The 19,144-nt window shown below is 72.2% G+C and carries 20 protein-coding genes and 2 pseudogenes; 11 read left to right on the forward strand and 11 right to left on the reverse strand.

The features are described 5' to 3' along the window. Nucleotides 1-55 precede the first annotated feature (55 nt). On the forward strand, nucleotides 56-2,545 hold the full coding sequence (locus CA983_RS03955; protein ID WP_086599476.1) for a SpoIIE family protein phosphatase: 2,490 nt from the start codon (nucleotides 56-58) through the stop codon (nucleotides 2,543-2,545). 67 nt (nucleotides 2,546-2,612) lie between these two features. Then, a complete protein-coding gene (locus CA983_RS03960) occupies nucleotides 2,613-3,854 on the forward strand; it encodes a PP2C family protein-serine/threonine phosphatase (RefSeq protein ID WP_086599477.1) in 1,242 nt (413 codons plus the stop codon). Between the two features lie 16 nt (nucleotides 3,855-3,870). Here CA983_RS03960 and CA983_RS03965 read toward each other — a convergent pair whose 3' ends face one another. Further along, complete coding sequence (locus tag CA983_RS03965; protein ID WP_086599478.1) at nucleotides 3,871-4,326, reverse strand: RpiB/LacA/LacB family sugar-phosphate isomerase; 456 nt, start codon at nucleotides 4,324-4,326, stop codon at nucleotides 3,871-3,873. Nucleotides 4,327-4,646: 320 nt separating this feature from the next. On the opposite strand from CA983_RS03965, the gene CA983_RS03970 reads away from it, so the two are divergent. Beyond that, a complete protein-coding gene (locus CA983_RS03970; RefSeq protein WP_086599479.1) occupies nucleotides 4,647-5,369 on the forward strand; it encodes a lysophospholipid acyltransferase family protein in 723 nt (240 codons plus the stop codon). A gap of 58 nt (nucleotides 5,370-5,427) precedes the next feature. Then, nucleotides 5,428-6,453 carry an NAD-dependent epimerase/dehydratase family protein gene (locus tag CA983_RS03975; protein WP_086599480.1) on the forward strand — a complete coding sequence of 342 codons (1,026 nt, stop codon included), beginning with the start codon at nucleotides 5,428-5,430 and terminating at the stop codon, nucleotides 6,451-6,453. Nucleotides 6,454-6,461: 8 nt separating this feature from the next. Here the strand turns inward: CA983_RS03975 and CA983_RS03980 are convergent, their stop codons facing one another. The 7 genes from CA983_RS03980 to CA983_RS04010 form a co-directional block, all read right to left on the reverse strand. Then, nucleotides 6,462-7,241, reverse strand: coding sequence for an urease accessory protein UreD (locus CA983_RS03980; protein ID WP_086599481.1), 780 nt, complete (start codon nucleotides 7,239-7,241; stop codon nucleotides 6,462-6,464). After that, a complete protein-coding gene (ureG, locus tag CA983_RS03985; protein WP_086599482.1) occupies nucleotides 7,223-7,912 on the reverse strand; it encodes an urease accessory protein UreG in 690 nt (229 codons plus the stop codon). The genes CA983_RS03980 and ureG overlap by 19 nt, the downstream gene beginning before the upstream one ends. Nucleotides 7,913-7,968: 56 nt before the next feature. Beyond that, on the reverse strand, nucleotides 7,969-8,643 hold the full coding sequence (locus CA983_RS03990) for an urease accessory protein UreF (RefSeq protein ID WP_086599483.1): 675 nt from the start codon (nucleotides 8,641-8,643) through the stop codon (nucleotides 7,969-7,971). Nucleotides 8,644-8,653: 10 nt separating this feature from the next. Then, on the reverse strand, nucleotides 8,654-10,375 hold the full coding sequence (locus CA983_RS03995; RefSeq protein ID WP_086599484.1) for an urease subunit alpha: 1,722 nt from the start codon (nucleotides 10,373-10,375) through the stop codon (nucleotides 8,654-8,656). After that, the gene (locus CA983_RS04000) at nucleotides 10,368-10,679 is read right to left on the reverse strand and encodes an urease subunit beta (RefSeq protein WP_086599485.1); all 312 of its coding nucleotides are present in this window, start codon (nucleotides 10,677-10,679) and stop codon (nucleotides 10,368-10,370) included. Before CA983_RS04000 ends, CA983_RS03995 begins: the two co-directional genes overlap by 8 nt. Nucleotides 10,680-10,690: 11 nt before the next feature. After that, nucleotides 10,691-10,993, reverse strand: a complete 303-nt coding sequence (locus CA983_RS04005) for an urease subunit gamma (RefSeq protein ID WP_010041087.1) — start codon at nucleotides 10,991-10,993, stop codon at nucleotides 10,691-10,693. Between the two features lie 86 nt (nucleotides 10,994-11,079). Then, nucleotides 11,080-11,754, reverse strand: a complete 675-nt coding sequence (locus CA983_RS04010; protein WP_086599486.1) for a TetR/AcrR family transcriptional regulator — start codon at nucleotides 11,752-11,754, stop codon at nucleotides 11,080-11,082. Nucleotides 11,755-11,907: 153 nt separating this feature from the next. Here CA983_RS04010 and CA983_RS04015 point away from each other — a divergent pair. Continuing rightward, nucleotides 11,908-12,902 (forward strand): annotated as a pseudogene (locus CA983_RS04015) (ABC transporter permease). 103 nt (nucleotides 12,903-13,005) lie between these two features. Here CA983_RS04015 and CA983_RS04020 read toward each other — a convergent pair. Continuing rightward, nucleotides 13,006-13,302 (reverse strand): type II toxin-antitoxin system Phd/YefM family antitoxin, encoded by a 297-nt coding sequence (locus CA983_RS04020; protein ID WP_086599487.1) that lies wholly within the window; start codon nucleotides 13,300-13,302, stop codon nucleotides 13,006-13,008. Nucleotides 13,303-13,392: 90 nt separating this feature from the next. On the opposite strand from CA983_RS04020, the gene CA983_RS04025 reads away from it, so the two are divergent. The 4 genes from CA983_RS04025 (at nucleotide 13,393) to CA983_RS04040 (ending at nucleotide 16,094) form a co-directional block, all read left to right on the forward strand. Next, nucleotides 13,393-14,028, forward strand: coding sequence for an ATP-dependent Clp protease proteolytic subunit (locus tag CA983_RS04025; RefSeq protein ID WP_086599488.1), 636 nt, complete (start codon nucleotides 13,393-13,395; stop codon nucleotides 14,026-14,028). Nucleotides 14,029-14,035: 7 nt separating this feature from the next. Next, nucleotides 14,036-14,344 (forward strand): hypothetical protein, encoded by a 309-nt coding sequence (locus CA983_RS04030; protein WP_086599489.1) that lies wholly within the window; start codon nucleotides 14,036-14,038, stop codon nucleotides 14,342-14,344. 552 nt (nucleotides 14,345-14,896) lie between these two features. Beyond that, nucleotides 14,897-15,370 carry a C40 family peptidase gene (locus CA983_RS04035; RefSeq protein ID WP_086599490.1) on the forward strand — a complete coding sequence of 158 codons (474 nt, stop codon included), beginning with the start codon at nucleotides 14,897-14,899 and terminating at the stop codon, nucleotides 15,368-15,370. 82 nt (nucleotides 15,371-15,452) lie between these two features. Then, the gene (locus CA983_RS04040; protein ID WP_086599491.1) at nucleotides 15,453-16,094 is read left to right on the forward strand and encodes a DUF6328 family protein; all 642 of its coding nucleotides are present in this window, start codon (nucleotides 15,453-15,455) and stop codon (nucleotides 16,092-16,094) included. Here CA983_RS04040 and CA983_RS04045 read toward each other — a convergent pair. After that, nucleotides 16,030-16,586 (reverse strand): annotated as a pseudogene (locus tag CA983_RS04045) (LysE family translocator). The gene CA983_RS04040 and the pseudogene CA983_RS04045 sit on opposite strands and share 65 nt — an antisense overlap. Before the next feature lie 92 nt (nucleotides 16,587-16,678). Between CA983_RS04045 and CA983_RS04050 the strand changes: the two are divergent. After that, nucleotides 16,679-17,605 (forward strand): LysR family transcriptional regulator, encoded by a 927-nt coding sequence (locus CA983_RS04050; protein WP_086599492.1) that lies wholly within the window; start codon nucleotides 16,679-16,681, stop codon nucleotides 17,603-17,605. Between the two features lie 2 nt (nucleotides 17,606-17,607). On the opposite strand, the gene CA983_RS04055 is transcribed toward CA983_RS04050, so the two are convergent. Next, a complete protein-coding gene (locus CA983_RS04055) occupies nucleotides 17,608-18,066 on the reverse strand; it encodes an ATP-binding protein (RefSeq protein WP_086599493.1) in 459 nt (152 codons plus the stop codon). Nucleotides 18,067-18,280: 214 nt separating this feature from the next. Here CA983_RS04055 and CA983_RS04060 point away from each other — a divergent pair, with 214 nt between their 5' ends. Continuing rightward, a complete protein-coding gene (locus CA983_RS04060; protein WP_086599494.1) occupies nucleotides 18,281-19,141 on the forward strand; it encodes a helix-turn-helix domain-containing protein in 861 nt (286 codons plus the stop codon). The last annotated feature ends 3 nt before the right edge of the window (nucleotides 19,142-19,144 follow it).

Raw genomic sequence — 19,144 nt, forward strand, 5'->3', positions numbered from 1 at the left:
GGTGAAGATTGGGGCAAGAGGTGGTAGACCACTCTCAGCGACAGAGAGGTCGGCCGTGGGCGCACACGAGGAGTACGGCGTTGCCCGGCAGCGGTTCGACGTGGCCGACGCCGCGCCCCTGTTGCTCGATCCGCAGGGCGTGGTGACGGGCTGGACCGACGAAGCCCGGCGGCTGCTGGCGTACCCGGCGGCCGAGGCGGTCGGCAGGAAGCTGGCGGATCTGCTGACGGCCGAGGACGCGCAGCGCGTGCCGGACCTGGTCGAGCGGTGCCGAAGGGACGGTGGCTGGACGGGGTTGCTGACGGCCCGCAGAAGGGACGGGCAGCCGGTGCGGGTCGCGGCCCGGATCACCTCGGCCGAGGAGGCGCACGGCGGCGAGCGCCGGCTGGTGCTGCTGTCGGAGCTGGCCGACGCGCCCGGCTGGGACATGAGCCGTACGGTGCTGGAGCGGATGGTGTCCGACGCCCCCGTAGGTATCGCGATCGTGGACACGGACCTGCGTTTTGTATGGTCGAACGCCGCCCTGGAGCAGTTCGGCGGCGGACCGGCACCGCGCCGCCTCGGCCTGCGCTTCGCGGACGTCCAGCCCGGCCTGGACGCCCAGGCGGTCGAGGCGCAGATGCGGCGCGTGCTGGAGACCGGCGAGGCCGTGGTCGGTTACGAGCACGTGGGCCAGGTGCAGTCGGCCCCGCTGCGCGAGACCGCGCACATGCTGTCGTTCACCCGGCTCGACGACGATCAGGGCAACCCGATGGGCGTGTACTACACGGTCGTCGACATGACCGAACGGCACCGCGCCCGGCAGCGGCTGGCGCTGCTCGACCGGGCCGGCGAGAGCATCGGCCGCAGCCTGGACCTCATGTGCACCGCGCAGGAGCTGGCCGACGTGGCCGTGCCGGGACTGGCCGACTTCGCCACCGTGGACCTGCTGGAGACGGTGCTGCGAGGCGCCGAACTGACCCCCGGGCCGCTCGCGGACACGGACGAGCCGGTGGCCGTGGCCCTGCGCCGCGCCGGATACCGGTGCGCGCAGGACGACCTCGTGGAGTCCGTCATCGACATCGGCGAGGTGGTGGCCTTCCGGGCCGGAACGCCCCCGGTCCGCTGCCTCACCACGGGACGGTCCTGGCGCGAGGAACGGCTCGACCCGTCGGCCCGGGACTGGACCACCGACGCACCGAGCGGCCGACAGGCCAGGTTCCGGGAGCTGGGCCTGCACAGCGTGATGATCGTGCCGGTCCGGGCGCGCGGAACCACGCTCGGCGTCACCACCTTCTTCCGGCGCCACGGCCGGGAGCCCTTCGACGAGGAGGACCTGCGCCTGGCCGAGGACCTCGTCTCCCGCGCGGCCGTCTGCCTCGACAACGCCCGGCGCTACACGCGCGAGCGCGACGCCGCGCTCGTCCTCCAGCGCAGCCTGCTCCCCCACCGGCTCCCCGAGCAGGACGCGGTCGAGGTGGCCGCCTGCTACCGGCCGGCCGACGAGCTGACCGGCCTCGGCGGCGACTGGTACGACCTCATCCCGCTGTCCGGTGCGCGCGTCGCGCTCGTCGTGGGCGAGGTGCCCGGGCACGGCATCGACGCCGCCGCGGCCATGGGTCAGTTGCGGACGGCCGTACGGACGCTGGCCGCTCAGGACCTGCCGCCCGAGGAGGTGCTGGGGCACCTCGACGACCTGGTGGCGCGGTCGGCCCGGGAAGAGGGTGCCGAACCGGGCGCGGCGGGCTCCGCGGGCACGCAGTGCGTGGGCTCCGGATGTGTGTACGTGGTCTACGACCCGGTCGACGGCGGCTGCGCGATGGCCGCCGCGGGGCATCCCGCACCGGCCGTGGTGCTGCCCGACGGCTCGGTCACGTTCGTCGATCTCCCGCAGGGGCCGCCGCTCGGCGTGGGCGGTCCGCCCTTCGAGGCGGTCGAGCTGTCCCTCGTGGAGGGCAGCACCCTCGCCCTGCACACCGACGGGCTGCTGGCCCGGGGAGAGACCTGGGCCGTCGACGCCGGCCGGGAACGGCTGCGCCGGGCACTGGAAGGGGCGGGGCCGCTGGAGACGCGCTGCCGGAACGTCGTCGACGCGCTGGTCCCGGCGCGCCCGTACGACGACGTGGCGCTGCTGATGGCCCGTACGAAACGTCTCGGCACCGAGCAGGTGGCGGCCTGGGACCTGGACCCGGACCCTGCCCTCGTCGCCGACGCCCGCCGCACGGCCACCCGGCAGCTCGCCCGCTGGGGGCTGGACGAGCTGGCGTTCACGACGGAACTGGTGGTGAGCGAGCTGGTCACCAACGCCATACGGCACGCCACCGGGCCCATCCGGCTTCGGCTGATCCGGGAGCGTGCCCTGGTCTGCGAGGTCCTGGACAGCGGCGCCACCGCGCCCCATCTGCGCCATCCCCGTACGACGGACGAGGGCGGGCGCGGTCTGCTGCTGGTCTCCCAGCTGACGCAGCGGTGGGGCACGCGGTTCGTCCCCGACGGGAAGATCATCTGGGCGGAGCAGTCCCTGACGGAGCTCGCCGAGCTGCCCATGGCCGCGCTCGTGGAGTGAAGCCGGGGCCGGGTTCGCCCATACCGTGGGAAACTGGTCTGATCCCGGCAGTGGTGAGGCGGCGGCCATGACGGATTCGGCGATCGACTACACGGCGGTGTTCCAGGCCCTGCCCGGCATGGTGGCGCTGCTGACGCCCGAGCTGGTGTACGCGGATGTCAACGACGAGTTCGTCCGGGTGTCCGGGCGCTCCCGCGAGCAGTTGGTCGGGCACTTCCTGTTCGACGTCTTCCCCGACAACCCCAACGACCCCGCCTCGACGGGCATGCGCAACCTGGAGGCCTCGCTGTACCGGGTCCTGGCGACCGGGGAGCGCGACGCCATGGCCCTCCAGCGCTACGACATCGAGGATCCCGAGCGGCCCGGTGAATGGCAGGAGCGCTACTGGAGTCCGGTGAACGCGCCGCTGCTCGGCCCCGACGGCAAGGTGGCGCTGATCCTGCACCGCGTCGAGGAGGTCACGGAGCTGATCCGGGCCCGGGGCCGCCCGGGAGGGGGCCGGGGCGGCCGGGCCCGGGTCCTGGAGGCCGAGCTGTACACCCGCGCCCGCGAGCTCCAGGAGCTCAACGAGCGGCTGCGCCAGGCGCACTCCCGGGAGCGCGAGGTGGCGCTGGCCCTCCAGGAGGCGATGCTGCCCAACCGCCGTCAGGTCAGCCCCCACCACCGGGCCGCCGTCCGGTACCGGCCCGCCGTGGGCGCGCTCAACGTGTGCGGGGACTGGTACGACCTGGTCGACCTGGTCGGCGGCCACCGGGTCGGCGTGTCCGTGGGCGACGTCGTCGGGCACGGGCTGGAGGCCGCCGGTGTCATGGGCCAGCTGCGCAGCGCGCTCAGCGCGGCCTCCCGGGTCGCCGAGGGCCCGGCCCAGGCCCTGGACGTGCTGGGGCGCTACGCCCACGTGGTCGACGGCGCCGAGTCGGCGACCGCCGTGACGACCTTCATCGACTTCGACCGGCACACCATCACCTACAGCAGCGCCGGCCATCCGCCGCCCGTGCTGGTCCACCCCGACGGCCGCGCCGAGTTCCTCGACGGTGCCACCGACACGCCGCTCGACGCCCGCCCCGACCCGATTCCGAGACCCCAGGCCGAGACGGCCTTCACGCCGGGCGCCACTCTGGTGCTCTACACCGACGGCCTGGTCGAGCGACGCGGCGAGGACATCGACATCGGCCTGGCCCGCCTCGCGGACGCGCTGTACCGGAACCGGGACCAGGATCCCGAGACCCTCGCCGACACGGTCCTGCTGGAACTGCTGCCGCCCGGCGGCGCCACCGACGACACCGCGCTGATCGTCGTGCGGCTGTGAGCCAGGGCGACAGGCCCTACCTGCGGGTGTTGCCGTGGTCGAGCAGCCTGACCCGGTCCACGTTCTGCCGGTCCTCGGCGTCCGCGCTGGGCTCGCCGGCGAACCACGCGTCGAGGATCTCCTTCAGCAGCGGCTCGGACGTGAGCCGCAGGCTGAGGGCGAGGACGTTGGCGTCGTTCCAGCGGCGCGCCCCGTCGGCCGTGTAGGCGTCCGTGCACAGGGCGGCCCGGACGCCCGGCACCTTGTTCGCGGCGATCGAGGCACCCGTGCCGGTCCAGCAGCACACCACGGCCTGGTCGGCCGTCCCGTCGGCGACCTCGCGGGCCGCGGCCTCGGAGCACACCGCCCACTGGGGGTCGTCCCCGGGACGCAGCGCGCCGTGCGGGCGCACCTCGTGCCCTCGGTCGCGCAGCGCGGCCACGAGGGAGCGGGCGACGGGCTCGTCCATGTCCGAGGAAACAGAGATCCGCATACTTCGCAGACTACTCGGCAGGGCCGCAAGAGCCGGCGGTTGGCCAGGCACCCCTGGTATCCCGCCACGCCACCCGTTCGGCTTGCCGGTCACCCGGGTGGAGCAGCACGCTGGTCCCGCGGTCCTCCCCAGCCGCATGAGCACCATCGGATACACCCTCCCTGACTGACCGTCAGTCAATCGGCAAAGGATCGGCACGGTCCCGTCGCACGAGGTGCCCGGTGGCCATGCCTGCACCTACACTGGCACCCCACGACATGCCGGTTGACCTGCTGGAACGCGGCGGTTGAGTCCACCGCAAGAGTCGAGGAGCGCCCGCTTTGTTCTATTACCTGCTGAAATACGTGCTGCTCGGACCGCTGCTGAGGCTGGTCTTCCGGCCTCGGATAGAAGGCCTGGAGCACGTTCCGGCGGAGGGCGCCGCCATCATCGCCGGCAATCACCTGTCCTTCTCGGACCACTTCCTGATGCCCGCGGTCCTCAAGCGGCGCATCACCTTCCTCGCGAAGGCCGAGTACTTCACGGGCCCGGGCATCAAGGGCCGGCTGACGGCGTCGTTCTTCCGCAGCGCCGGGCAGATCCCCGTCGACCGCTCCGGCAAGGACGCCGGGCAGGCCGCGATCCGCGAGGGCCTCGGCGTGCTGAGCAAGGACGAGCTGCTCGGCATCTACCCGGAGGGCACGCGCTCGCACGACGGCCGGCTCTACAAGGGCAAGGTGGGCGTCGCGGTCATGGCCCTCAAGGCCGGTGTCCCGGTCATTCCCTGCGCGATGATCGGCACCTTCGAGGCCCAGCCGCCCGGCAAGGTCATCCCCAACCTCCACCCCGTCGTGATCCGCTTCGGCAAGCCCCTCGACTTCTCGCGCTACGAGGGCATGGAGAATGAGAAGGCCATCCTGCGCGCCGTCACCGACGAGATCATGTACGCGATCCTCTCCCTGTCCGGGCAGGAATACGTCGACCAGTACGCGGCCGTCGTGAAGGCCGAAGAGGCGTCCGCCGCCGCGCAGGAGCGGAAGTTCCCGCGCCTGCCGCTCACTTGAGGCTCTGCTGTCGGCAGAAGCCGTCTCCCCGGCCACCTCGACCCTCTACGGTCGCAACATGAGACGTGCTGTGGTGATCGGGGCCGGCGGTCAGATAGGACGGCCCGCGGTGGAGGCACTGGCGCGGGACGGCTGGGAGGTGACGGCCGCGTCGCGCGGCGGGACCCGGGACGAGAGCTGGCCCGGCGAGGTACGGACGCGGCGGCTGGACCGCGAGGACGACGCGGCGCTCGGCGAGCTGATCGGTGACGGCTGCGACCTCGTGGTCGACATCGTCGCCTACGGGGCCGGGCACGCGCGGCAGTTGACCGAGCTGGCCGGCCGCGTCGGCTCGGCCGTGGTCGTGTCGACGGTGTCGGTGTACGGGGACGGCACGGGCCGAGGCTTCGACACGATGAGCGAGCCGGGCGGTTTCCCGCAGTACCCCGTGCCCGTACGGGAGGACCAGCCGACGGTCCCGCCGGGGGACGCCTCGTACAGCACCGGCAAGGCCGCCCTGGAGAGGGAACTCATCGCGGCGGGCGACCGGTTGCCCACGACCCTGCTGCGCGCGGGCGCGATCCACGGTCCCCACAGCCCGCTCCCCCGCGAGCTGTACTTCGTGAAACGGAACCTCGACGGCCGGCGCAGGAGGGTGCTCGCCCACCGGGGTGAGAGCCTCTTCCACACGTCGGCCGCCCGCAACATCGCCGAACTGATCCGGCTGGCGGCCGCCCGGCCCGGCTCGCGGGTGCTCAACGCCTGTGATCCGCAGCCGCCGACGGTGGCCGAGATCGGAGCGGCGGTGGACGCGGTGATGGGTGTGGAGACGCAGACCGTCCTGGTGGACGGGGCGGCACCCTCGCCGTCCGTGGGCAGCTCGCCCTGGTCGGTGGAGCTGCCGGTGGTCTTCGACATGTCCGCGGCGGAGCGGGAGTTGGGCTACCGGCCGGTCGTGTCCTACCCCGAGAGCCTGCCGGAGACGGTGGACTGGCTCACCCGCCGGCTGTCCGGGCAGGACTGGACGGACGCGTTCCCGACTCTCGCACGGATCTACCCGGACCTGTTCGACTACGCGGCGGAGGACGCCTGGTTCGGGGCGTGAGCGGACGATTACGGCTGCACCAGTGACGCCAGTGCCTCGTCGAGCAGCCGTCGCAGCCGCAGCGCGTCTGCCGCCACGGCGGTCACCAGGGCGGCGGGACCTGCGAGCGGGACGATCGAGGCCCCTTCCCCGAGTGCCCGGGCCGGCACCGGCTCGGCGGCGAACTCCGGTCGTACGACGACCAGTTGCCCGACCGCCCGGTGACCCGCGAGCACCGCGGGACCGTCCCAGCCGCCCGGCGCGCCGGGCCCGCACGCCAGCTCCTGGTCGAGCACGACCTGCCCGGCGACCCGCACGGTGAGCCGGCTCGTCAGCCGCCCGGGTTCCTCACCCGCCCGCCCGAGCACCTGCTCCTCGCGCAGCACGAGCCGGGCCGTGGCGGCGAGCTCCACGCGGGTCGTGACGTACAGGTCGCTGCCGTGTGCGGAGATCAACTGCTCGGGCAGCCAGTGCAGTTCGGACCGGTCGGCGACATCGAGCCGGACGTCGTAACGGGCCTCTCCCTTGGCCTGCCCCGGCAGGGCGATGGTCGCGGCGGCCGACCCGACGGACAGTCGCGCTCCCTCCTCCACCCTGGCCCGCACGGTGAAGTGGTCGCCGCCGAGCGGCCCGCTCATCGCTCCGACCAGCATGACCCGCGCCTCGGCACCGCTCCCCCGGGTGCGCCGCAGCGCCAGCGGCCCGTCGCTCTCCAGCACCGGCAGGGCGGTCCCGCCCCGGCCGTCGTCCCGGGCGACGATCCTCGCGACGGACCGCACGCCGGAGCTGTTCACGTGCGTGCCGCCCACGCGGCGAGCTGCGCACGCACCCAGGCGGCGACATCCGTCACCCCGGGCTCGCTCCGCAACGACTGGAAGACGACGGGCAGTTCGGCCCGCTGCGCCTTGGCGTCGGCCGCCATCCGCGCGAGGTCGGAGCCGACGTACGGGGCGAGGTCGGTCTTGTTGACGACGAGCAGGTCGGCGGTGGTCACGCCCGGACCGCCCTTGCGCGGAATGTCGTCGCCCCCCGCCACGTCGATCACGAAGATCTGCGCGTCGACGAGCCCCTTGGAGAAGGTCGCGGTGAGGTTGTCCCCACCGGATTCCACGAGGACCAGATCCAGCGGTCCGACGGCGTCCTCCAGGTCCTCCACGGCTTCGAGGTTGGCGGAGATGTCGTCCCGGATCGCGGTGTGCGGGCAGGCTCCCGTCTCCACCGCGGTGATCCGCTCGGGCGGCAGCACCGCCTCCCGGAGCAGGAACTCGGCGTCCTCGCGGGTGTAGATGTCGTTGGTGACGACCGCGAGGGACAACTCGTCCCGCAGCGCGCGGCACAGCGCGGCGACGGTGGCGGTCTTCCCGGACCCGACGGGCCCGCCGAGTCCGATGCGCAGGGCACGGCGGCTGCCGTCGGGCCTCAGGGCGTCGGCGCTCACGGCGCCGGGGCCGTCGTGGGTGTGGTCGTGGTCGAGGTGCATGGGGCGGCTCCTACGTTCTTGTCCGACTGATTCGAGTGGCGGGAGGGGTGATCTGCTTATGAGGCGAACAGCCGCACGGGCCAGCCCGCGTGTACCTCCGCCCCGATCTCCAGCAAGGGCGCCGACCCCGCCGGCAGCGCGTCGACCCCCTCGTCGACCACCCTCCGCGCCGCCTCCACCGCCCGGTCCACGACGTGGTCCACCTCCGGCGCCAGCCGGGCCAGCACACCCGTCGCGTCGAAGGGGTCCAGGCTCAGCAACCGCACCGTCGCCGTGGCCGGTCCGCTCACGCTCTCGTACGCCGCGCAGTACGCCGCGTCGACCGGCCCCAGCCCGGCCGCCCGCGCCGCCAGCCCGAGCACCACCGGCTGATGGGCCCCCTTGGGGAACTCCCGGGCCAGCGCGTCCAGTTCGGCGGACGGCCAGGTCGCCCGGGCGGCCCGCATCAGCTGCCGCCCCAGCTTGCGCGCGGCGACGCGCAGCGCGGGCGAGGGCGTACGGGCGTCCGCGGCACGGTCCAGCGCGACGGGGTCGATCCCCAGCGCGGCAGCCGCCGCAAGGGCCGCCGCCACCGAGCCTGCCGTGTGCAGCCGCCCCCGGCAGAAGTCCGCCAGGCTCGCCGCTCCACGGATCCGCCCGGCCTTGACCGCCGCCTCGGCCCCGCCGGAGTGGGCGTGGCCGCCGGCGGGGAAGCGGCCGTCGGCCAGGACGAGAAGTGCCGCACGTGACATCAGGATGCCCTCAGAACAGGAAGTAGCGCTGGGCCATGGGCAGTTCGGCCGCCGGTGCCGCCTCGACCAGCTCCCCGTCGATGTGCACGGCGAAGCTGTCGGGATCGACCCGTACCTCGGGCCGGGCGTCGTTCTCCCGCATGTCGGCCTTGGTGACCCCGCGCGTCGACTCGATCGCCACGAACCGCTTCCCGAGGCCCAGCCGCTCCGGCAGCCCGTCCTCGACGGCCAGGGGCGCGACGAAGTTCAGGGAGTTGGCGGCGGGTGCCCGCCCGATCGCCCCGAACATCGGGCGCGGCAGGACCGGCTGGGGCGTGGGGATCGAGGCGTTGGCGTCGCCCATCTGCGCGTAGGCGATCTGTCCGCCCTTGATGACGAGCTGCGGCTTGACGCCGAAGAACGCCGGCTCCCACAGCACCAGGTCGGCCAGCTTGCCGCTCTCCACGGAGCCGACCTCGCGGGCGAGGCCCTGGGCGAGCGCCGGGTTGATCGTGTACTTGGCGACGTAACGCCGTACGCGGTGGTTGTCCGCGCGTCCGTCGCCCGGCAGCGCGCCCCGGCGCCGCTTCATCACGTGGGCGGTCTGCCAGGTCCGCATGATGACCTCGCCCACCCGCCCCATGGCCTGCGAGTCGGACGAGATGATCGAGATGGCGCCCAGGTCGTGCAGGATGTCCTCCGCCCCGATCGTCGACGGCCGGATCCGGGACTCGGCGAAGGCCAGGTCCTCCGGCACCGCGGGGTTGAGGTGGTGGCACACCATCAGCATGTCGAGGTGTTCCTCGGCGGTGTTGACCGTGAACGGCCGGGTCGGGTTCGTGGAGCTCGGCAGCACGTGCGGCTCGGAGACCACGGTCATGATGTCCGGCGCGTGCCCGCCACCCGCACCCTCGGTGTGGTACGCGTGGATGCCGCGCCCGGCGATCGCGGCGAGCGTGTCGCCGACGAACCCGGCCTCGTTGAGGGTGTCCGTGTGGATGGCGACCTGGATGCCGGTCTGCTCGGCGACCGTGAGGGACGCGTCGATGACGGCCGGGGTCGAGCCCCAGTCCTCGTGCAGCTTCAGGCCGAGCGCGCCGCCCCGGATCTGCGACAGCATCGCCTCGTGGGAGACGGTGTTGCCCTTGCCGAGGAAGCCGATGTTGAGCGGGTACTGCTCCATCGCCTCCAGCATCCGCGCCAGGTGCCAGGGGCCGGGCGTCACGGTCGTCGCCTTGGAGCCCTCCGCCGGGCCGGTGCCGCCGCCGACGAGGGTGGTGATGCCCGACGACAGCGCCTCGTCGGCGATCTGCGGGCAGATGAAGTGGACGTGCGCGTCGATCGCGCCCGCGGTGAGGATCCGCCCGTTGCCGGCGATGATCTCGGTCTCCGGTCCGATGACCAGGTCCGGGTGCACACCGTCCATGGTGTCGGGGTTGCCGGCCTTGCCGATCCCGGTGATCCGCCCGTCGCGGATGCCGACGTCGGCCTTGACGATGCCCCAGTGGTCGATGATCACCGCGCCGGTGATGACGGTGTCCGGCGTGCCCTCCGCCCGGGTGGCACGCGCCTGGCCCATGGACTCGCGGATGACCTTGCCGCCGCCGAACACGGCCTCGTCACCGGCGAGCCCGGGCCCGCCGGAACGATCCTCCTCGATCTCGACGAGCAGATCGGTGTCGGCGAGCCGGATCCGGTCGCCGGTCGTCGGGCCGAACAGGTCGGCGTACGCGGCACGCGAGATCTCAGGCATCGAGGGCACCTCCGGTCTCCCCGCGCAGACCGGGCACGACGCGGGCGCCGGTCAGCGGAACGAGTTCGACGTCGACGGGGATCCCGGGTTCGAAGCGCACGGCCGTGCCGGCGGCGACGTTCAGCCGCTTGCCGCGCGCGGCGGCGCGGTCGAACTCCAGACCGGGGTTGGCCTCGGCGAAGTGGTAGTGGGAGCCGACCTGGACGGGACGGTCGGCGGCGTTGAGGACGGTGAGCCGGGTGATCTCCCGGCCCTCGTTGTACGCAATCGGGTCGTCGGCGAAGACGATCTCTCCGGGAATCATCGAGACCTCTCTCAGACGATGGGCTCGTGGACGGTGACGAGCTTGGTGCCGTCCGGGAAGGTGGCCTCGACCTGGACGTCGTGGATCATCTCGGGGACGCCTTCCATGACGTCGTCCCGGGTGAGCAGTGTGCGTCCGGAGGACATGAGTTCGGCGACGGTACGGCCGTCACGGGCACCTTCGAGGATGTGCGACGTGATGAGGGCGACCGCCTCGGGGTGGTTGAGCCTGAGCCCACGGGCCCGGCGCTTCTCGGCCACGTCGGCCGCCACGTGGATCAGCAGCCTCTCTTGCTCGTGCGGGGTCAGTTGCACGTCCCACCTCACAGTCCTCGCTCCGGACCGTGCGGGGCCCGGTTGCCGCAGCCCCGGGGGAAAAGCCCTGGTGGCGTGGCGGCAGGCTAGTTGGACCGGGTTTCAGGCACGTTAACCGAGCTGTGATCCTCCAGGCCGCCGACCCGGGGGTCCCGCATGCTCACCAACGCCCGCAGTCCGTCCCTCAGGATCTCCGGGGGCATCTCCCCGAAGACGGCCATCTGGGCCGCGAAGCCCTGCGCGAGGGCGATCATCACACGCGCCATGGCGTCGGGGTCGGCGTCCGCCGAGACGAGGTCGGCGTCCTTGTAGCCCTCCACGACCTTCACCCATGCGGCGCGGACCCTGGCGTAGCCGGTGTGGACCATGGCGGCCAGATCCTCGTTGCGCAGGGTCTCGGTCCAGACCTGGAGCATGAGACGGGGGAAGATCCACTCGCCGTTGTGCACCACACCAGGCCTGAGTTCCTTCAGGGTCGCGAGGAGCCTGGGGATCATCTCGTCGGGCAGCGGCGGCGGACTCTGTTCGGCCGCGCTCTCGAAGACACCGCCCACGACGTCGAGCACCTCGCCGACAATCGCCCCGATCAGCTCCTCCTTGCCGCTGAAGTAGCGGTAGACGGCTCCGGCGGAGAGGCCGACCTCCTTCAGCACGTCCTGCATGGACGTGGCGTGGAAGCCGTTGCGGGCGAAGCAGAGCGCGGCGCCGTCGAGGATCTGCCGGCGGCGGGCATCGAGGTGTTCCTGGGACACGCGGGCCATGGTCCACAACGTAAAACGAATATTCATTCTTGACAAGCGAAGACTGGGCGGCGCACGGTGGTGGCAGAGCAAAAACGAACGATCCTTCTTTTTGGCGATCCGCCTTGACGCCTTGACGCCCGGCTCCGCTGTCCGCCGCCCGCAGGAGATCTCATGTCCGCCACCCCGACCCGCCGCCTGATCGCGGTCGTCGTCCTCGTGCCCGTCCTCGCGGCCCTCGCCCTGTGGGCCTTCGTCTGGCCGGCCGCCCGCACCGCACCGCGCGATCTGCCGCTGGGCGTGGCGGGGCCGCCCGCCGCGACGGCGCAGGTGGAGAAGCGGCTGGAGCAGCGCGAGGGCGCCTTCGAGATCCACCGCTACGCCGACGAGGCCGCAGCCCGCGACGCCATCGAGGACCGGACCGTGTACGGCGCGGTCATGGTCACCCCCCAGGCCCCGAACTCCTCACCGCGTCCGCCGCCGGGCCCGCCGTCGCCCAGTTCCTGCAGCAGGCGGTGGCACAACAGGCAACCGCCGAGGGCACGCGGGTCAGGACGGTCGATGCCGTGGCCACACCGGCGAGCGATCCGCGCGGCGCGGGGTTCAACGCCACCGTGCTGCCCCTCGCGCTGGCCGGCATCGCGGCGGGCGCGGTGGTCACCGTGCTGGGGCTGCGCGGCGCCCGGGCCGTGACCGCGCTGCTCGGCGCGTCCGCCCTGGTGGGCGTGGCCGCGGCCGGGATCGCGCACAGCTGGCTCGGGGTGCTCACGGGCGGCTGGTGGACGGAGGCCGCCGTGCTCGGACTGTCGGCGCTGGCCGTCAGCGGTGCCGTCGCCGGGCTCGCCGCCCTGATCGGCACCGCCGGCATCGGGATCGCCGGAGCCGTGGTCATGCTCCTCGGCAACCCCTTCTCCGGCGCCGCTTCGGCACCGCAGATGCTGCCGGAGCCGGCCGGTGCGATCGGCCAGTGGCTGCCGCCCGGCGCGGGGACGACGCTGCTGCGCTCGGTGTCCTACTTCGACGGCGCTGCGGCGACCGGCCCCGCCCTGACCCTGGCCTGGTGGGCGGTGCTGGGCCTGGGCGCCGTACTGCTCGGCGGCGCGCTCCGGGGACGGAAGGCGCGCGGCGAGGCCGCGACCGACGGACGGGAACTCGCGGCGCTGCGCTGAGCCGCCGCCCTCGCAGAAGGGCGATCGCCGGCAGAAACGACCGTGCACCCCCGCCGCAGCGGACGGGGTGCACGGTTTCCGTCTGCCCGGACTCCGGCCCCGGTTACGCCGGGTCGGCCCCCCGGTGCTCCGCCGCGATCCCGAACCGCTGCCGTTCGCGAGGAGCGGACGCGACCTCGCGAACCGTGGAGACCGCGCTGACCACCTGCTCGTCCGCGGGCTCCGCGAGTTCCGCGAGCTCTGCGGCCTCTTCGAGTCGCCGCAGGTCATCGGCTGAGACGAGGGCGACGAGGGGCTTGCCGTGCCGGGTGACGACGACGCGTTCACCGCCGTACACCACGCGGTTGATCAGGTCGGCGAGCTCAGCCCTGGCTTGCGTCACCGGAATCTCGTAGGCCATGCAGCCATCATAACGTCATGTACGTCCTGTACATTTTTTACAGAAGCAGCCGTCGCCGGAGACGGCTCTGCCCGCGAGGAGTGGTTCACCATGACCCGACCGTCCGCCCGTTACGTGCTCCCCGAGTTCACCGAACGCACGGGGTCCGGGCAACGGACGATGGATCCGTACTCGAAGCTGCTGGAGGGGCGGATCGTCTTCCTCGGGGCGCCGGTGGACGAGACCTCGGCGAACGACGTGATGGCCCAGTTCATGTACCTCGAACACCAGGCTCCCGACAGCGACATCTCGCTCTACATCAACTCCCCCGGCGGCACCTTCCACGCCTTGACGGCCATCTACGACACGATGCGGTACATCGCCTGTGACGTGGAGACGGTGTGCCTGGGCCAGGCGGGCGCGGCCGCCTCGGTGCTGCTGGCGGCGGGCACGCCCGGCAAGCGATCCGTGCTGCCGGACGCCCGTCTGGTGATCCATCAGCCCGCGCTGCCCGAGCCGGTCCGCGGGCAGGCCGACGACCTGGCGATCCAGGCCGACGAGTTGACCCGCATCCGTACCCGCATGGAGGAGATGCTCGCGCGGCACACGGGCCGCACCCGGGAGCAGGTGAGCGCGGACATCGAGCGCGAGAAGGTCCTCACCGCCCAGGAGGCGGTGGAGTACGGCCTGGTGGACCGGATCGTCCCCCACCGCAAGGCCACCCTGGCCCCGCCGACCGGAGAGTGAGCCGCCGGTGCTCCCGCCCGAACTGCCGCCGCTGCCCGCACTGACCCGCGCCGAGGCGGAGTTGATCGACCGTTACCTGGAGGTCGTCGACCTGCTCGGCCGGATCAACCCGGCGCTGCCCGGCGACACCTACCGCGGACTGCGCGCCGCCCAGGCCCTGGTGGGCAAGGCGACGGCGCTGCGTGACGCGCTGACCCTCATGCATCAGCGGGGCGAGACGGAACTGCACGCCGGCACGCTCGGCCGGGCGCTGCGGGTGCTGGACGGCGAGCGGCGCACGGCTCGCGTCGCCCTGCCCCCAGAGTCCGTCAGTTGACGCGGATCCGTCGGCCCGGACGCCCGCCCTGTTGACGGAGCGTCCGGGCCCGAGTCGAAACGGGCCGAACGACGTACCTCTGTTCGGAGTAGACGGGAGTCCTTTTTTTGGGCCCTCGCAGTTGCGCAACGCGCCTAGCCGCAGGGCGTAATGGGGCATTCCATCGCTGGTCCGGCGGTCCATGGGCCCGTAGACGGTGGCTCGAACACAGACGTGTCCACCCGAACGGGTGAGTGGTGAGTAACAACACAAATCCCCGGTTCCGTTGGGATTTCCGGACAAGCATGAGCCAAGATCCCTGACTGACGACAAGCCCCCGCCACAGCGGCGGGGCGGTCCGGGCGGACGCCGAGTCCTGCCGCCGCCTGGATGACCGGTCGACAGGAGTGGATCGGCAGGAGTGGAGGACCCAAGCACGACGGGTCGCCGGGACGGTCACGCCATGACCGGGCCCGAGCAGCCCTTGGGGTGAAGCCGCGTCAGCGGCCGGGCAACTTCGCCAGCCCGAATCCGACAGGTCATCCTTCACAGGCGGCTGACGAAGGGTTGCGCATGACTGCGCTCAATCGTGTCCCGTCGCTCATGGTCCGGGCCGGTACGGCCTCGGCCCTCACCATCGCCGCGGTGGGCGGCTCGATCGTGGCCCCCGGCTTCTCCTCGGAGGCCTCGGCAGCCACCCATGGGACGAAGGCACTCCAGATCGCGGCCTCGAAGAAGGGTTCGCCCTACAAGTACGGGGCCACCGGTCCGCACAGGTTCGACTGCTCCGGGCTCACGCTCTACTCGTTCAAAAAGGTCGGCAAGAAGCTCCCCCGCACGGCCGCCCAGCAGTACAACAAGACGCGCCACATCTCCGCCAAGAACCGCAAGGCGGGCGACCTGGTGTTCTTCCACTCGGGCAGCAACGTGTACCACGTGGGTATCTACGCGGGTAAGAACAAGCTCTGGCACGCCCCGAAGACCGGGGACGTGGTGCGGTTGCAGAAGATCTGGACCAAGAGCGTCTGGTACGGGCGCGTGAAGTGATCCGCCCGGCGTGCGGCGGCGTCCCTGACGCGCCGCCGCACGCCGGAGCGTGACACGGTCCCAGGTGGTTACCCGTCACCCCATGGCCGACCACCGTCCCTGCACCGCCCGCGGCGAGACCCCGCTGCAACGCGCCGACCGGAACTTCGTCGAGCTGCTCCAGGAGCTCCGGGTCACCCAGACGGGCGTACAGATCCTGTTCGCGTTCCTGTTGTCGCTCGCGTTCACCTCGCGCTTCACGTCCCTCGACACGGTCCAGCGCGTCACCTACGTCATCACGCTGCTGCTGGCGGTCCTGGCCGCGGCGCTGTTCACCGCGCCGGCCGCGCTGCACCGCTCGCTGTTCCAGCAGGGCGCCAAGCCCCGCATCGTGCAGGTCTCCTCACGACTGGCCACCACCGGCCTGATCGTGCTGGTGTTCGCCTTCAGCGGTTCCGTGCTGCTGGTGGTGGATGTGACGACCAGTCGGACCGGCGGCATCGCCGCGGGCGCGGCGACGTTCCTGGTCTGCGTCGGCCTGTGGGGGCTGCTCCCGCGGCTGGTGCGGCGGGCGGGGCTGCGGGAAGAGACGCGCGGCAGCCCCGGGCGGCCGGAGGCCGGCGTGGCGGAGCCGGCGCCCCAGGGCAGCGTCCGGATCCCCGCGCCGCTGCGCGGCACCATCAGGCAGCCCTCAGCGGTTCGAGAAGGAGCCGCACACCGAGAAGCGTCAGCGCGGCGCCGGTGACCCCCTCGACGGCCCGCGCGGCACGCGGCTCCCGCAGCCACCGGCCGAGCCGGTCCACCAGCAGCGCCACGGCCGGGAACCACAGCAGGGCGAGGACCACCACGATCAGCGCCGGCAGCAGCGTCCGGGGCAGCGCGGAACTGCCCGCGGGCACGAACTGCGGCAACAGGCTGAGGAAGGTGATGGGCGCTTTCGGGTTCAGGGCGTTCGTGACGAAGCCCTGCCGCCAGGGACGCGCGGCGGACGAGATGGCCCCGGTGGCCTGGGCGGGCACGGCACGCGGAACAGCGCGGGCACGGCGGCCAGGACCGCGGCGACGCCCGCCACGGCCAGCGCGGTGTGCAGGAGCAGCCCGCCCGCGATGCCGAGCGCGCAGGCGACCCCGGCCCGGCGGGAGACCAGGGCGTTGCGCACGACGACCGTGAAGTCGGCGCCCGGCATGGCGACCATCCCCGCCGCCACCCCGGTGAAGGCGATGAGTTGTGCGTCCATACGGCCAGCCTGCCGGGCCGGAGCCTTCAGCAGGTATGTCGAATATCCTGGGCCGGCCTTAAGCACTGCTTTGGTCTGTGGAGGTCAGCGGCATGTACGACCCGACCCGGCTCGCCGCACTGGTCGCCGTCGCGGAGGCCGGGTCCATCACCCGGGCTGCCGAACGCCTCGGCTACACCCCGCCCGCCCTGTCCCAGCAACTGGCCAAGCTGGAGCGGGAGGCGGGCTCGGCGCTGCTGGTCCGGCATCACCGCGGGGCGCGGCTGACGGGCGCGGGCGAGCTGCTGGTGGCACGGGCCCGGCGCGTGCTCGACGAGCTGGAGCTGGCCCGCCACGAACTGGCCCGGCTGGCCGGCCTGTCGGGGGGTGTCCTGCGGCTCGGGACGTTCCAGACGGCGGGCATCCATCTGCTGCCGCCGGTGCTCAGCGCGTTCCACCGGGCCCACCCGGATGTGGAACTGTCGGTCGCCGACTGTGAACCGCCGAGGGGTGTCACGGCCGTGGCCGCCGGTGAGATCGACCTGGCCCTGACGCACACGTACGAGCCCGCCGATGCCCTGGCTCTCCCCGCCTCCGTGCGCATGGAGCCGGTCCTGGTCGAGGAACTGGTGCTGGTGACCGCCCCGGGTCATGCCCTCGCCGACGGCACGTCCAGGCTTCCCTTGACGGAACTGGCGGGTCAGCCGCTGATCAGCATGGCGCCGGAACATCCCTCCCGGCAGGGAGTGGAGGCGGCGCTGGCGGGGGCCGGGGCCAGCCCGTCGGTGCTGGTGGCGACGCCCGGGTACGCGGTGGTGTGCGCGCTGGTCAGCGCGGGGCTCGGGGTGGGCGTCGTACCGGAGATGGTGGCGCGGACGTCGGTCACGCCGGTCGGGGTGCGCCCGCTCGGGGCGGGCGAGCTGCGCCGTACGATCTCGGTCGCCTACCGGGGCGAGGAGGCGGCGCCGGCCGTGGAGGCCTTCCGGGCCTTGCTGCGCGGGGCGTTCGGCCGTGCGCGGCAGACGTCACAGACGCGGTGAGCTCACGGCTCCTGCTGTCCCGCCGCCGTCACGGGCCGGGCCGGGACGGTCCACGGGAGTTCGATCGAGATGGTCTTGCCGCCCTCGCGGGTGGGGCGGATCCTGAGCCTGCCGCCGCACTCCGCGGTCAGCCAGCGGATGATGACGAGGCCGCGGCCGTTGTCCTGCTGGACGGCGGCGGGCAGGCGTCTGGGGAGTCGTGGGTGGCTGTCCGTGACGCCGATGCGCAGGTGTTCGTCGCGGTCGAGTTCGACGTCCACCGTGAAGGTGGGCGACTGCCCGAAGGTGTGCTGTACGGCGTTGGTGGCGAGTTCGGAGATGATCAGCCGGATGGAGTCGGACACTTCCGTGTCCACCGGCAGGCCCCACTCCGCCAGCGTGCCCACCACGTAGGCGCGCGCAGCGGAGACCGAGGCGGGATCGCTCGGCAGAGTGACGGATGCTTCCAAATGGTCTGCCATGGCGACGTCGTCCCTTTCCCAACGGGACCGCAGTCCGACACGGAGCGGAAGGTTCGAGTACGGTCCCGGACTGGTGCTTCGTCGCCAGAGTGCCACCAGAACACCCCTCAAGGGCGGCGATCCACCAAGATATGCATATATCTGTCGCTCAATGCGGTGAACTCTGCGACGCGAGACCGTATTCGGGTGGCTCGGAAGGAGTAAGGAGTAACCCATGCAGCACGGTCCCGCGGTGCGCCGCCGGAAACTGGGCGCCGAACTTCGCGCGCTGCGCACCTCGGCGGGGCTCACCAGCGGTGAGGCGGCCCGGCTGGTGGGCTGGCACCAGTCGAAGGTCAGTCGTATCGAGACGGGCACGAGCGGGGTGAAACCGGCCGATGTGCGGTTACTTCTCGACGCGTACGCCGTGGCGGACACGCAACTGCGCGAGCTGCTCATGGTGTTGGCCGGGTCCGAGGACAGCGGCGGCCGGCACCACTGGTGGCACGCCTACCGCGGGGTGCTGCCGCCGACCTACCGGGACTTCATCAGCCTGGAGTCCCAGGCCGGCGCGATGCGCACGCTGGAGACCACCGTCGTCCCGGGGCTGCTCCAGACGCCCGAGTACGCCCGTGCGGTGACGAAGGCCGCGGTGGAGGGCCTGCCGGAGGACCGGCTCGACACGCTGGTCGAGGTGCGCCTGGCCCGGCAGGACGTGCTGCGCGCGGATCCGCCGCTGGAACTGAGCGCCGTCCTGGACGAGGCGGTGCTGCGGAGGGAGGTGGGCGGGCCCGGGGTCATGGCCCGTCAACTGGAACGCCTGGTCGAAGCCGCGCGGTTGCCCCAAGTGCGGCTCCAGGTGCTGCCGTTCGCCGCCGGGGCGCACATCGGCGTCACCGGTCCTTTCGTTATCTTGTCATTTTTGAGCACTTCTGATCTGGATGTTGTTGTTCTCGACCACTTGACGAGTAGCCTCTACCTCGAACGGAAAGAAGACCTCCAGGCCTACACGGAGGCCTTCAACGCCCTTCAGATCCACGCCCTTTCGCCCGAGGAATCGTTGGATTTCATCGCCGGGACAGCCGCCGGCGCGTAAGGA

The organism is Streptomyces swartbergensis, from assembly GCF_002148965.1.
Taxonomy (GTDB): Bacteria; Actinomycetota; Actinomycetes; order Streptomycetales; family Streptomycetaceae; genus Streptomyces; species Streptomyces swartbergensis.